Below are 12,561 nucleotides of genomic sequence, written 5' to 3'. Positions count from 1 at the left end.
GCCCCCCCGATCCGGCTGCGCTAGCGTCGCGTCCAAGCACCGGACGGTCGCATGTGGCCGAGACGGAAGAGAAAATAAGCGAGTGAACCCGATGGGGGATGGCCCAGCCAGAATGCCCCGTGGCCGGAGCAGCGGTTCCGCCCGGCCAATCGTCAAGACGCCGCCCGAGCGGCCCGGCCGCGCACGCTGGCCCGAATCGCGCCATTTCGCGGCGCTCGACCTCGGCACCAATAATTGCCGGCTGCTGATCGCCCGGCCGCAAGGCGCCGGCTTCACCGTGATCGACGCCTTTTCGCGAATCGTGCGACTCGGCGAGGGGCTGGCCACCACCGGCATGCTTTCCGACGCGGCGATCGAGCGGACGATCGCGGCGCTGCGAATCTGCGCGGAGAAGCTCAAGCGCCGCAACGTCGCGCTGGCACGCTCGGTAGCGACCGAGGCGTGCCGTCAGGCCTCGAACGGATCGGCGTTCATCGAGCGCGTCTATCACGAGACCGGCATCGCGCTCGACATCATCACCGCCGAGGAAGAGGCGCGGCTGGCGGTGCTCGGCTGCCATGCGCTGCTCGAGCCCGGCGACGGTCCCGCGCTGGTGTTCGACATCGGCGGCGGCTCGACCGAGCTGGTGCTGGTCGATTCGCGCGCCGAGGTGCCGCGCATCCTCGACTGGCACAGCGCGCCATGGGGTGTCGTCTCGCTGACCGAGGCCGCGGGGCTCGCCGACGGTGCCGAGCGCGGCGCCGCGGTCTATGCCGATATGCGCGCGCGCGTCGCCGAGAGCTTCGCGCCCTTCGTGGCACGGCTGCGGACTCCCAAGGGCACCCCGCGGCTGCTTGGCACCTCGGGGACGGTAACTACCCTCGCGAGCGTCCATCTGGGATTGCCGGCCTATGATCGTTCGGTGGTCGACGGGCTGATCGTCCCCGCGCAATCGATGCGCGCGGTAAGCCAGCGAATCGCCGAGATGAGCATGGCCGAGCGATCGCAAGTGCCGTGCATCGGGTCCGAACGCGCCGATCTCGTCGTCGCCGGCTGCGCGATCCTCGAGACGATCCTCGACCTCTGGCCGGCCGAGCGGATCGGGATCGCCGATCGCGGCATCCGCGAGGGCATTTTGCGACGACTGATGAATGGAGACCGGCTGTGAGCCGTGGCGGAGGGCGCGGCCATACGCGCGTGAAGACGGCGCGCAGCCGCTCGGCGCAATCGACGCGGTGGCTCGAGCGCCAGCTCAACGACCCCTATGTGAAGCGCGCCAAGGCCGAGGGCTATCGCAGCCGCGCGGCGTACAAGCTGACCGAGCTCGACGAGAAATTCGGCTTCCTGCGCGGCGCGAAGCGGATCGTCGATCTGGGCATCGCGCCGGGCGGATGGACGCAAGTGGTGCGCAGGCGGCTGCCCAAGGCGGCGGTGGTGGGCATCGACCTGCTGCCGGTCGACCCGATCGACGGCGCGACGATCTTCCAGATGGACTTCATGGACGATGCCGCTCCCGATCGGCTGATCGAGGCGCTGGGCGGCGCGCCGGACCTGATCCTCTCCGACATGGCGGCCAATACCGTGGGGCATCCGCAGACCGACGCGCTGCGCACCATGGGCCTTGTCGAGGCCGCGCTCGACTTCGCGATCCACACGCTCGAGCCGGGCGGGGCCTTCGTCGGCAAGGTGTTCGCCGGCGGCGCCGATTCGGCGCTGGTCGCCGAGATGAAGCGCAATTTCACCACGGTGAAGCATGCCAAGCCCCCCGCCAGCCGCAAGGGTTCGGTCGAGTGGTTCGTGGTGGCGCAGGGCTTCAAAGGCCGCGCCGCGGACAAGCCCGAATAGAAACGGCCCGAATAGAAAACGGCCCCGGATCGCTCCGGGGCCGCTTCGAATTGAGCGATGCGCGAAGGCTCAGCCTTCGTAGTCGCTGCCGAGATTCTGGTTGCGCGGCGGAGCGGCGGCGGTGAGGCGGAGCGCCTCGGCCGACTGCGCCAGCGAGCCGACCTCGTCCGGGGCTTCCTCGTCGTCGATCTGGACGCGCTGCAGGCTCGACACCACCGATTCCTCGAGATGCGTGGGGTGCACGGTCTCTTCAGCGATCTCGCGCAGCGCGACGACCGGGTTTTTATCGCGATCGCGATCGATGGTCAGCTCGGCGCCGCCCGAGATCTGCCGGGCGCGCTGCGCCGCGAACAATACCAGATCGAACCGGTTCGAGACCTTGTCGACGCAATCCTCGACTGTGACGCGCGCCATCTACGCTTCCTTGAATTGGGAATTCGGGAGAGGGGCGGCACTTAGGCACGACCCCGTGGAAAGTCAAGAAAAACGCCCGGAGCAACGCGGCGCGAAACCCGCGCGCGTCCCGTGGGTTCAATGGTTTCACCTGCGTCACAAGGATCGACCTATGCGAGCGCCCGAGACCGCGCCCCTTGCCGCCGGCGGCGGCGCGGCCCATGAATCACGGATGGATCCATGGTCCGAGCCCTTCACGGTCGATGGCAATCGGCTGACCATGCTTCCCACCGGCCCCGAACGGATGGAAGCGCTGCTCGGGCTGATCCGCTCGGCCAGGCGCACGCTGCGGGTGCTCTACTACATCTATGTCGACGACGCCGCCGGCGTGGCGGTGCGCGACGCGTTGATCGAGGCGGCGGAGCGCGGCGTGCAGGTCCACCTCATCGTCGACGGGCTCGGCAGCGAGCATGCCGCCGCGCGCCATTTCTTCGATCCGCTGCAGGCGGCAGGCGTCGACATGTGCCGCTTCGTGCCGCGCTGGGGGCGACGTTATCTGTTGCGCAACCATCAGAAGCTCGCGCTTGCCGACGAGGCACGCGTGATCATCGGCGGGTTCAACATCGAGGACAGCTATTTCGGCACGCCCGAGCAGGATGCGTGGCGCGACCTCGGGCTGCTCGTCGAGGGCCCGGCCGCGGCGCGGCTGGTCGGCTATTTCGACGCGCTGTCGCGCTGGGCGAAGCAGCCGCGCGCCTCGATGCGCGCGCTGGCGCGGATGCTCAACTCGTGGAGCGAACCCGAAGGCGCGACGCGCTGGCTGCTCGGCGGCCCGATGCGGCGGCTCTCGCCCTGGGCGCGAGTGGTCAAGCGCGACATGCAGCGCGCCCGCGCGATCGATCTGGTGACCTCTTATTTCGCGCCCAACCCGGCGATGCTGCGCCGGCTCGACAAGGCGGGCAAGCGCGGCCGGGTGCGGCTGGTGCTGCCGTCCAAGGTCGATCACACCGCGTCGCTCTGGGCGGCGCATTTCACTTATGCCGGGCTGCTCCGCAAGAAGGTGCAGATCTACGAATATCAGCCGTGCAAGCTGCACATGAAGCTCTTCGTGATCGACGACATCGTCCATATCGGCTCGGCCAATTTCGACATCCGCAGCATGTTCCTCAATCTTGAGCTGATGCTGCGGATCGAAGACCGCGCCTTTGCCGCGCATGTCCGCCGCTTCGTCGAGGGCGAGATCGCGCAGTCGGAACTGATCACGCCAGAGATCCACAAGGCGCGCACCGGCGCATGGACTCGGGTCAAGCAGTTCGCGGCCTATTTCGTCATGGCGGTGCTCGACTATAACGTCACGCGCCGGCTCAATTTCGGCGCGCAGCCGCGGCGGCGCGGCTAGGCCTGACGCGCGATGTCGAAGGCGCGCGCGAAGAGATCGGCGACGTAGCGCGCCTCGGCCTCGACCTTGTCAGGGCTCGCCTCGTCCTTGCCCCACACCACCCGGTGATGCAGCCCGCCGAGGCACAGGCTGGCAAGAGCACGCGCCGCGGCGAGCGGATCGTCCCTGCGCATATGCCCCGCCGCCATCTCGGCGGTGAAGAAACCGGAGAGCATCTCCTGCGTCGGCAGCGGCGCGCGGCGATAGAAGATCTCGCCGACCTCGGGGAAGCGCCCCGATTCGGACGCGACGAGACGATGCAGCTTGATTCCCTCGGGCGAGGTGATCTTGGCGATGAAGCTGCGGCAAAAGGCGAACAGCGTCGCATGGAGATCCTCGGAGGGCTTGAGCAGGTCGCTGAGCAGCTGCCGATAAGCGATCGTCGCGTGATCGAGCACTGCCGCGAACAGCTCATCCTTGGAGGGGAAATAATTCCACAAGGTGCCCTTCGAGCCGCCGAGCTCGGCCGAGATCGCCGACATCGACGTCGCCGAATAGCCGCTCTCGAGGAACGAACGCTGGGCGATCTCGAGAATCGCCAGCCGCCGCTCCTCCTTGCGCGCCTCGCGCTTGCCGGGCGCCTTTTCCGTTAGGGTTTCCATAACCGTACTATAGGGTACGATTTTCTATTGACAAGATGCGCGCCCGCCGCCATTTGCGCAGCCGTACCCTCCAGTACGGTATATATATCATGTCTTCGCTTTCTTTCCGCCCGGCGCTTCTCGCCACGCTTGCCACGCCGCTTCTATTTGCCGCCTGCGCACCGGTGCCGCAGCTTGGCGCGCGCCCCGAGGTCCGCGCCGGCGACAGCTATGCCGCCAGCCAGACGCTCGCCCCGGACGCGGTCGCTTCGGCCTGGCCGGCGAGCAATTGGTGGGCCGATTATGGCGACACCCAGCTCAGCGCGCTGATCGAGGAAGGGCTGACCGACTCGCCCGATCTCGCCGCCGCCGCGGCGCGGCTGCGCGCGGCCCAGGGCTATGCTCAGCAGGCCGGCGCGGCGCGGCTCCCCTCCGTGGGGCTCGAGGCGAGCGCGACCGAGGCCAAGCAGAGCTATAACAACGGCATCCCCGCCGCCTTCGTGCCGCAGGGCTGGAACGACAGCGGCCGCATCGCCGCGAGCCTGAGCTTCGACCTCGATCTCTGGGGCAAGAACCGCGCCGCGCTCGCCGCCGCGACCTCGGACGCCGAAGCCGCGCGGATCGAGCTCGAGCAATCGCGGCTGGTGCTCTCGACCAACATCGCCGGCGCCTATGCCGACCTCGCCCGCCTCGCCGCCGAGCGCCGGGTGCAGGAGAACGCGCTCCGCCTGCGCAGCCAGACGCAGAGGCTGGTGAGCGATCGCGTTGCCGCCGGGCTCGATACCCGCGCCGAATCGAAGCAGGCCGATTCGGCCGTACCGCTCGCCCGCGCGACGCTCGCCGCGACCGACGAGGCGATCGGGCTGACCCGCAACCGCATCGCGGCGTTGCTCGGCAAGGGCCCCGACCGCGGGCTGGGCATCGCGCTTCCCGCCGCGCCCGCCGAGGCGCGGTCGCTCCCCGCCGGCGTCACCACCGACCTGATCGGCCGCCGCCCCGACATCGCCGCCGCCCGCGCGCGGGTCGAGGCCGCCGCCAGCCGGATCAAGGTGGCGCGCGCCGACTTCTATCCTTCGGTCAACCTCACCGCACTGATCGGGCTCCAGTCGCTCGGCCTGTCGAACCTGTTCGACACCGGCGCGACCTTCGGCCAGGCCGGCCCGGCGATCAGCCTGCCGATCTTCCGCGGCGGCGCGCTCGCTGGCCAGTATAAGGGCGCGCGCGCCGGCTATGACGAGGCGGTCGCCACCTATGACGGCACCGTCGCCACGGCCTTCCGCGAAGTCGCCGACGCCGTGACCAGCCAGCGCGCGCTGGGCGCACGGCTGTCCGAGAGCCGCCAGGCGCTGGCCGATTCGGAGGCCGCCTATGGGATCGCCAGGCAACGCTATGAAGGCGGCCTCTCGACGTTCCTCGATGTTCTGACCGCCGAGGAGAGGGTGCTGCAGAACCGCCAGATCGTCGTCGACCTCGAGGCGCGGGCTTTCACGCTCGACGTCCAGCTGGTCCGCGCGCTCGGCGGAGGCTTTTCCAACCCACAGGCGGCCGCGGCCGCACGCAAGGACCCGACCCATGGCTGATGCCGATCCCGCAGGCCGCACCCTCCGTATCGAGGAGGCCGAGAAAAAGCCCAACACGCTGCGCAAGCGGCTGCTCGGCGGCATCGCCGGTGCGGTGCTGCTCGCCGGCGCCGGCTATGGCGGCTGGTACGCGCTGGTCGGCAGCCACCATATCGGCACCGACAATGCCTATGTCGGCGCCGACACCGCCAGCGTCACGCCGATGATCGCCGCGCAGGTGCTGCGCGTCGCGGTTGCCGACACCCAGGCGGTGAAGAAGGGCGACGTGCTCGTCCAATTGGACGACAGCGACGCGCGGATCGCGCTCGCCCAGGCCGAGGCAGACCTCGCCAAGGCCCGCCGCCAATATGGCCAGACTTCGGCGACCAGCGCGGCGCTCGCCGCGCAGGTCGATGCCCGAAGCGCGGATATCGCGCGTGCCCGTGCCCAACTCGTCTCCGCGCAGGCGGACTACGAGAAGGCACGCGTCGATCTCGCCCGACGCCAGCGCCTGGCCCCCAATGGCGCGGTGTCGGGCGAGGAACTCTCCTCGGCGAACACGGCCCTTGCCTCGGCACGGGCGGCGCTCGAACTCGCGCGCGCAGGGGTGGCGCAGGCGAGCTCGACCAAGGGCGCGGCGAGCGGCGAGCTGGCGGCGAACAACGCGCTGATCAGCGGCACCACTGCCAATACCGCGCCCGAAGTGCTCGCGGCGCAGGCCAAGGTGGCGCAGGCGCGGCTCGATCTCGAGCGCACCGTGATCCGCGCGCCGATCGACGGCGTGATCACCCGGCGCAACGTCCAGGTCGGCCAGCGCGTCGCCCCCGGCACCGCGCTGATGCTGATCGTTCCAATCGACGCGCTCTATGTCGACGCCAATTTCAAGGAGGGCCAGCTCGACCGGGTCAAGGTCGGCCAGCCGGTGACGCTCACCTCCGACCTCTATGGCGGCAACGTGACCTATCACGGCAAGGTCGTCGGGCTCTCGGGCGGCACCGGCGGCGCCTTCGCGCTGATCCCGGCGCAGAACGCCACGGGCAACTGGATCAAGGTGGTCCAGCGCCTCCCCGTCCGCGTCGCGCTCGATCCGAAGGAATTGCAGGCGCATCCGCTGCGGGTGGGTCTCTCGATGGACGCCGAGATCGACGTCTCTGCGAACTGAGGACAGTCCGATGAACGGCAAGGCCGAGGACATGGCACCCCTGACGGGGTTCCGGCTGATCCTCGCGGGCGCGGTGCTCGCGCTCACCAACTTCATGGTGGTGCTCGACACCACCATCGCCAATGTCTCGGTGCCGCACATCGCCGGCAGCCTGGGCATCTCGGCAAGCCAGGGGACGTGGATCATCACGTCCTACGCGGTCGCGGAGGCGGTGTGCGTGCCGCTGACCGGCTGGCTCGCCGGGCGGTTCGGGACGGTGCGCACCTTCACCTTCGGGATGATCGGGTTCGGGCTGTTCTCGCTGCTCTGCGGCATGTCGACGTCGCTCGGCATGCTCGTCGCCTGCCGGATCGGGCAGGGGCTGTGTGGCGGCCCGCTGATGCCGCTCAGCCAGACGCTGCTGATGCGCATCTTCAAGCCCGAGCAGCGCGCGCAGGCGATGGGGGTATGGGCGATGACCACGGTCACCGCGCCGATCCTCGGGCCGATCCTCGGCGGGACGATCAGCGATTCGTGGTCGTGGCACTGGATCTTCTTCATCAATATCCCGGTCGCCGCGCTCTGCGCGTTCGGCGCGACCCGGCTGCTGCGTTCGGCCGAGACCGCGACCGAGAAGATGCGGATCGACGGCGTCGGCCTCGCGCTGATGCTGCTGTGGATCGGCGCGCTGCAGATCATGCTCGATCTCGGCCGCGAGCATGACTGGTTCAGCGATCCGACGATCATCGCGCTGGCGATCATCGCCGCGGTGGGCCTGCTGGTGTTCCTCGCCTGGGAGCTGACCGAGGACCAGCCGATCGTCGATCTGAAGGTGTTCCGGCACCGCGGGTTCACCGTGGCGGTGGCGAGCCTGTCGTTCGCCTTCGCGACCTTCTTCGCCTCGGCGGTGATCATCCCGCAATGGCTGCAGACCAGCATGGGCTACACCGCGACCTATGCCGGCTATGCCACTGCCTTCACCGGGGTGGCGGCGGTGATCATGTCGCCGATCGTCGCCAAGCTCTCGTCCAAATTCGATCCGCGGGCACTGGTGTGCTTCGGGATATTGTGGCTGGGGATGACCTCGCTGCTGCGGGTACACTGGAACAGCGGCGCCGATTTCTGGACGCTCGCCTTCCCGCAATTGCTCCAGGGCTTCGGCATGCCGTTCTTCTTCATCCCGCTGACCACGCTGGCGCTCGGCGCAGTCGAGCCCGAGGAGACCGCCTCGGCGGCAGGCGTGATGAGCTTCCTGCGCACCATGGCGGGCGCGATCGGCACGTCGATCTCGGCGACGATGTGGGACGACAGCGGCCGCGCGGCGCGCAGCCAGATCGTCTCGAGCATGAACAGCCAGGCGACCAGCGACGCACTCGCCGCGCAGGGCTTCTCGGTCGATCAGATCCGGACGGTGATTGCACAACTGGTCGACAAGGAAGCGATGGCGGTAGCGACCACGCATATCTTCCTGATCTCGGCGGTGGTGTTCGCCTGCGCCGCGATGATCATCTGGCTGACGCCCCGGCCCACCCGGGCCGTGGCGATGGGGGCGGCACACTAGCCGCCCCGTCATCCCGGCGGAGGCCGGGATCCAGAGTCAGCCGGACAGCATTCGTGGGCTCTGGGTCCCGGCCTTCGCCGGGATGAAGCTATCGGCGACTAGAGGCAGCGCGGATCGCGCACCGGCACGCCGGCGGCACCGCGGGTGAGCCAGCGGCCATCGGGCGTCTGATATTTCTCGCCCGCCTCGGTGCGCAGGATCAGATTGCAGCCGGTGACGAACGCCATCTGCTGGACGGTCGATCCGGCCGCGGCCTGCGCGGTATATTGCTTCTTGCGCTGGATGTTGATGTTGTTGACCAGCGCCTGGAGCTCGGGGGTCGCCGCGCCGACGATGCCGAGATAGCCATCGGGCTGCTCGCCGACCTGCCCCGCGGCGCGCGCCGCCGCATAGGCCGGATCGCGCTGGGCGAGCGCCGGGCCGGCGGTGAGGGCGACCGCCGCAGCGGCGGCGAAAAGAGTCATGGAGCGCATCAGAATATTCCCGGATTTTCCTGGATCAGCGTCTTCGCCTTGTTGTCGAGACGATACACCACTTCCTGCGTGATCGATATGTTGAGGTTGATGACGATCGGCTTGTCGGGCGCGGTGACGTTGACGCAGCCGCCGGTCATCGCCGTCATCCCCAGGGCCAGCGCCTCCGCTGTTCGTTTCAACCACATCACGGCTCCTCTCATCGCAGATTCTCGCTTTCGCGCGGCTGAACCGGCGCGGGCGCGCCGGCTTTGCCGCCAGATTGCTCCTGCTCTTGCAGCAGGGTCGGCAGATTGCGCTCGATCAGCCGGTTCGGATCATACCAGGACTGCACCGAATCGAGCAGCTGGTGGAAGGGCGCGCTCACCCGCACGTTGAACACGAAGGGCAGTTTGGCCAGCCGGCGAAGCAGGAAGTTCGATTTGGTCCCCTTGCCCTGGCTCACCCCGGCGAAGCGGATCTCGGTGACCATGTCGCCGGCGAGCGGGCCGTTCATGCCGATCGTCAGGCTGCGATAGTCGAGCGCCTTGAGCGCCTGAAACGCCATATTGCCCCAGAAGCCGAGATCGCGCTGCGAGATCTCGCCGACATAGGCGAGCGAGCCGCCGGCGCGGGCGCGCAGCGCGCCGCCTTCGATCCGCCCGCCCTGCGCATCGAAGATCATCGGCAGCGTGCCGTCGAAGGTACCGGTGGCGTCGAGATTCTCGAACTCCATTTCCTTGAGGAACAGCGCTGCGTCGGCGCCGACCACCCGGAAGGTCATCCGTCGCTCGCGGCGCTCGCTGAAGTCGAGTAGGGTCGGCTCGAGCACCAGCTCGCCGCCGGCAAAGGGCCAGCGCCCGCCCTCGACCTCGACGCGCTGAGGGTCGAGCAGCCGGAAGCGGAGCGTGCCGTCGCGCACGGGAACGCCCGGGTTGATCTCGACGGTGGTCGCGATCTGGCCCGGTGCGGTGTGCATCCCGAGCAGATCGTCGAAATGAAGCTCGGTGGCGAGCCCGCGCACCGGGCCGAACGCGGCGGCGAGGTCGATCGCGCGCGCGCCGAAACGGCCGCTGCTCGTCACCCCGGCCGGGGTCCAGTCGATGCGCCCCTCGCCCTCGATCGTGCCGCTGACATCGGCGATCACACCGAAGGTCAGCGGGGTGAGGTCGCTCGGCTGGAGCCCGCCCTCGGCGAAACGCAGCCCGGGCACCGCGATCGTCGCGGTGCCGCGCCCTTCGGCGAGATCATGGACGATCTCGACCCGGCCGATCTCGGCGGTCGGCGCGCGGAGCCCGGCGGTGGCGGTGATGCGGTTCCCCGACAGCCGCAACGCCGCATCGTTGCTCGCGAGCGGATGGAAGCGCGCCGGCGCGACGGCATCCGAAAGCTGCAGCCGACCGGCCAGCGCGAGGCCATCGGCGTCGGCGCGCCACGTTCCCGCAGCGCCGGAGACCAGCAACGGCACGGCGCCGATCTGGCCGCCAAGTCCGGCGAAATCGCCGGCGATGCCGTTCGCGAAGCGCCCCGACAGCATCGCGATGTCGAGCCGGCTCGGGCTCTCGGCGCCGAGCCGCACCGCGGCACCGTTGATCGCGAATTGCCGGCTGCCGAAATCGATCCGCGCATCGCTTGCCGCGACCCGCAATGGGCTCGATCCGACCCGCCCGGCCAGTACCGGTGCAACGAAGCGGACCCCGCCGCGCATGCCGCCTGGCGTGGCAGCCACCATCGCGCCGCCGACCGGACAGGCCGCGAGCCGTCCGGGCGCGAGGATCGTCCCGGCAATCGCTACGCTTGCGAAGCGGATGTTCGTGCACGCCGGATTGACGCGGAATTGGCCGTCGCGCCAGCGCAAGTCGAGCGGGAGCGACAGACGCTCGACGCGTCCGCTGCCCAAGGGGCCCGAGACCAGCGCCTCGGCCCTGGCTTCGCCGCCCTGCGCATCGAGCGCGAAAACCAGCTGCGACAAGGATAACGAGGCGCGGCCCGCGGCATAGGTCCGGACATCGCCGACGCCGTGGAAGCGGGCATCACCGGGCTTGCGGGTCAGGCGGATGCGCGCTTCGGGCATTCCGTCGCCGCCGAGCGCGATCACGCCATCGAGATCGTTAAGTCCGCCGTTGGTGCCATGGGCGCCGCCCCCCTCGTCGAAGCGGAGCCGTGCCCCGCTCGTCGATACCGCCGCGAGCCGCGATACGTCATAAGAGAGGCCGCGCCGTCCGAGGCCGGCGGCGAGATCGGCCGTGGCGTCGAACGATGCGCCCGCCGCCGCCGCCGAACGGGCGAGCCGCGCCACCAGCGGCGCGAGCGGAGTGCCCGCCGCCGAACCGGCATAGCCGGCGAGCTGCCGCCGCAGCGATGCCGGCAGCGCCGTTCTCCTCGCCACCAGCGTCCCGCGATAGTCGAGCCGCTCGCCCCGCTGAGCATAGCTGCCGGCGATCTCCAGCCCGGCGCCGCGCGCCTCGGGCGCGGCGAAACCGCCCGCGCGCAGCGCAATGTCGCCCCTGGTCGCAGCACTGCCGCCAGCGAAGCTCAGCCGCCCGCGCAGATCGGAGACGCGGCGATCGGCATGTTCGACCGCGGACGCCGCCAGCTCGGCCGATCCCGACCAGCGATCGAGCGCTGGCCCGAGCGTCACATCGAGCGCGAGCCGCGGCGCCGTCGCGCGCGCGCCGCTGCACGCCAGGCCGGCGCCCGAGAGCGGGCCTGAGAGATGCGGGCTCGCCCGCCGCATCCGCACCGCGAGCGTTCCGCCGATGCCGGACAGCGTGCAGCCGCCGAGTTCGAGCCGCGGTGCGCTGATCCGCGCGTCGCCGGCGAAGCCATTGTCGAGCATCCCGCGCCCGACCAATCCGATCACGACCACGCCATGGCCGGTGTCGAGCCGCAACCCGGCATCGGCGACGTCGATCGCGACATGCGGCAGCCCGAAGGGTTTGCCCGAAGACGGCGGCATCAGTCGGTCGAGCGCGCCGAGTGAGACCCTGCCGTCGACGAGCCGCGCGTTCAGGCGAACGCGGCCGGCGCGAAGCGCGAGTACCTTGGCGCCCCATGGCGACAGCGTCGTGCCGAGCTCGACCCAATCGGCGGTGAGGTCGGGGTTGCGCGGATCGCCGATCACCACGTCGGTGAGCCGCTGGTGCCACGGCGAGAGCTGCTCGATCCGATAGCTCGCGCGGACGCCGCGGCGGCTCAGTTCCTGATCGACGAATTCATGCGCGATTGTCCGCCGCTGGAACCAGCCAGCGACGAGTGCGGCGAGGACGAGCAAGGCGAGTGTGAGGAACAGGCGGCGCCACGGCCGGCGCGGGCGGAGGGGGGCGGCTTGCGCAGTCGCCGCTTCGGGCGTTTCATCGAGGCTCGTCGTCACGCCGCAGCAACTCCCGCAACACCACTATGGCTGCGTCGGGCGGCGAACCGCAAGAGGGCGCGCCATGTCGTTGACCGCGCGGTCGAAATCCGTTCATGCGGGGGACGGTGGGCTAAATCGCAAAAAGCCCGCTGCCATTTGTGGTGGCGAGCGGGCTTTTGGGTTGTGGCGATTTCTGGTTGCGGGAGCAGGATTTGAACCTGCGACCTTCAGGTTATGAGCCTGACGAGCTACCGGGC

Annotated in this window: 11 protein-coding genes; 6 read left to right on the top strand and 5 right to left on the bottom strand. The window is 69.4% G+C overall.

Annotation, left to right across the window (positions count from 1 at the left end):
* Positions 1-112: 112 nt before the first annotated feature.
* Both E5A74_RS10000 and E5A74_RS09995 read left to right on the top strand, forming a co-directional pair.
* A complete protein-coding gene (locus E5A74_RS10000; RefSeq protein WP_240699755.1) occupies positions 113-1,147 on the top strand; it encodes a Ppx/GppA phosphatase family protein in 1,035 nt (344 codons plus the stop codon).
* Complete coding sequence (locus E5A74_RS09995; RefSeq protein ID WP_135984416.1) at positions 1,144-1,824, top strand: RlmE family RNA methyltransferase; 681 nt, start codon at positions 1,144-1,146, stop codon at positions 1,822-1,824. The genes E5A74_RS10000 and E5A74_RS09995 overlap by 4 nt, the downstream gene beginning before the upstream one ends.
* Positions 1,825-1,893: 69 nt before the next feature.
* Here E5A74_RS09995 and rpoZ read toward each other — a convergent pair whose 3' ends face one another.
* A complete protein-coding gene (rpoZ, locus tag E5A74_RS09990; protein ID WP_135984414.1) occupies positions 1,894-2,238 on the bottom strand; it encodes a DNA-directed RNA polymerase subunit omega in 345 nt (114 codons plus the stop codon).
* A 211-nt stretch (positions 2,239-2,449) separates the two neighbouring features.
* Between rpoZ and E5A74_RS09985 the strand changes: the two genes are divergently transcribed.
* A complete protein-coding gene (locus tag E5A74_RS09985) occupies positions 2,450-3,616 on the top strand; it encodes a phospholipase D-like domain-containing protein (RefSeq protein ID WP_135985146.1) in 1,167 nt (388 codons plus the stop codon).
* Here E5A74_RS09985 and E5A74_RS09980 read toward each other — a convergent pair.
* Positions 3,613-4,257, bottom strand: a complete 645-nt coding sequence (locus tag E5A74_RS09980; protein WP_135984412.1) for a TetR/AcrR family transcriptional regulator — start codon at positions 4,255-4,257, stop codon at positions 3,613-3,615. The genes E5A74_RS09985 and E5A74_RS09980 overlap by 4 nt on opposite strands.
* Before the next feature lie 89 nt (positions 4,258-4,346).
* Between E5A74_RS09980 and E5A74_RS09975 the strand changes: the two genes are divergently transcribed.
* The 3 genes from E5A74_RS09975 to E5A74_RS09965 are packed head-to-tail and all read left to right on the top strand — an operon-like array spanning position 4,347 to position 8,497.
* Positions 4,347-5,816 carry an efflux transporter outer membrane subunit gene (locus tag E5A74_RS09975; RefSeq protein ID WP_135984410.1) on the top strand — a complete coding sequence of 490 codons (1,470 nt, stop codon included), beginning with the start codon at positions 4,347-4,349 and terminating at the stop codon, positions 5,814-5,816.
* Entirely contained in the window at positions 5,809-6,957 is a 1,149-nt protein-coding gene (locus E5A74_RS09970; RefSeq protein ID WP_135984408.1) for an HlyD family secretion protein, read from the top strand. Before E5A74_RS09975 ends, E5A74_RS09970 begins: the two co-directional genes overlap by 8 nt.
* 10 nt (positions 6,958-6,967) lie before the next feature.
* Positions 6,968-8,497 (top strand): DHA2 family efflux MFS transporter permease subunit, encoded by a 1,530-nt coding sequence (locus E5A74_RS09965; protein ID WP_206365830.1) that lies wholly within the window; start codon positions 6,968-6,970, stop codon positions 8,495-8,497.
* 98 nt (positions 8,498-8,595) lie between these two features.
* Here E5A74_RS09965 and E5A74_RS09960 read toward each other — a convergent pair whose 3' ends face one another.
* The 3 genes from E5A74_RS09960 to E5A74_RS09950 are packed head-to-tail and all read right to left on the bottom strand — an operon-like array spanning position 8,596 to position 12,322.
* Positions 8,596-8,970, bottom strand: a complete 375-nt coding sequence (locus tag E5A74_RS09960; protein ID WP_135984406.1) for a YdbL family probable chaperone protein — start codon at positions 8,968-8,970, stop codon at positions 8,596-8,598.
* Complete coding sequence (locus E5A74_RS09955) at positions 8,970-9,158, bottom strand: YnbE family lipoprotein (RefSeq protein WP_206365829.1); 189 nt, start codon at positions 9,156-9,158, stop codon at positions 8,970-8,972. Before E5A74_RS09955 ends, E5A74_RS09960 begins: the two co-directional genes overlap by 1 nt.
* Before the next feature lie 11 nt (positions 9,159-9,169).
* Positions 9,170-12,322 carry an intermembrane phospholipid transport YdbH family protein gene (locus E5A74_RS09950; protein ID WP_135984403.1) on the bottom strand — a complete coding sequence of 1,051 codons (3,153 nt, stop codon included), beginning with the start codon at positions 12,320-12,322 and terminating at the stop codon, positions 9,170-9,172.
* Positions 12,323-12,561 lie beyond the last annotated feature (239 nt).

Source organism: Sphingomonas naasensis (genome assembly GCF_004792695.1).
Classification (GTDB): Bacteria; Pseudomonadota; Alphaproteobacteria; order Sphingomonadales; family Sphingomonadaceae; genus Sphingomonas; species Sphingomonas naasensis.
This window is presented reverse-complemented; position numbering and strand designations above follow the sequence as displayed.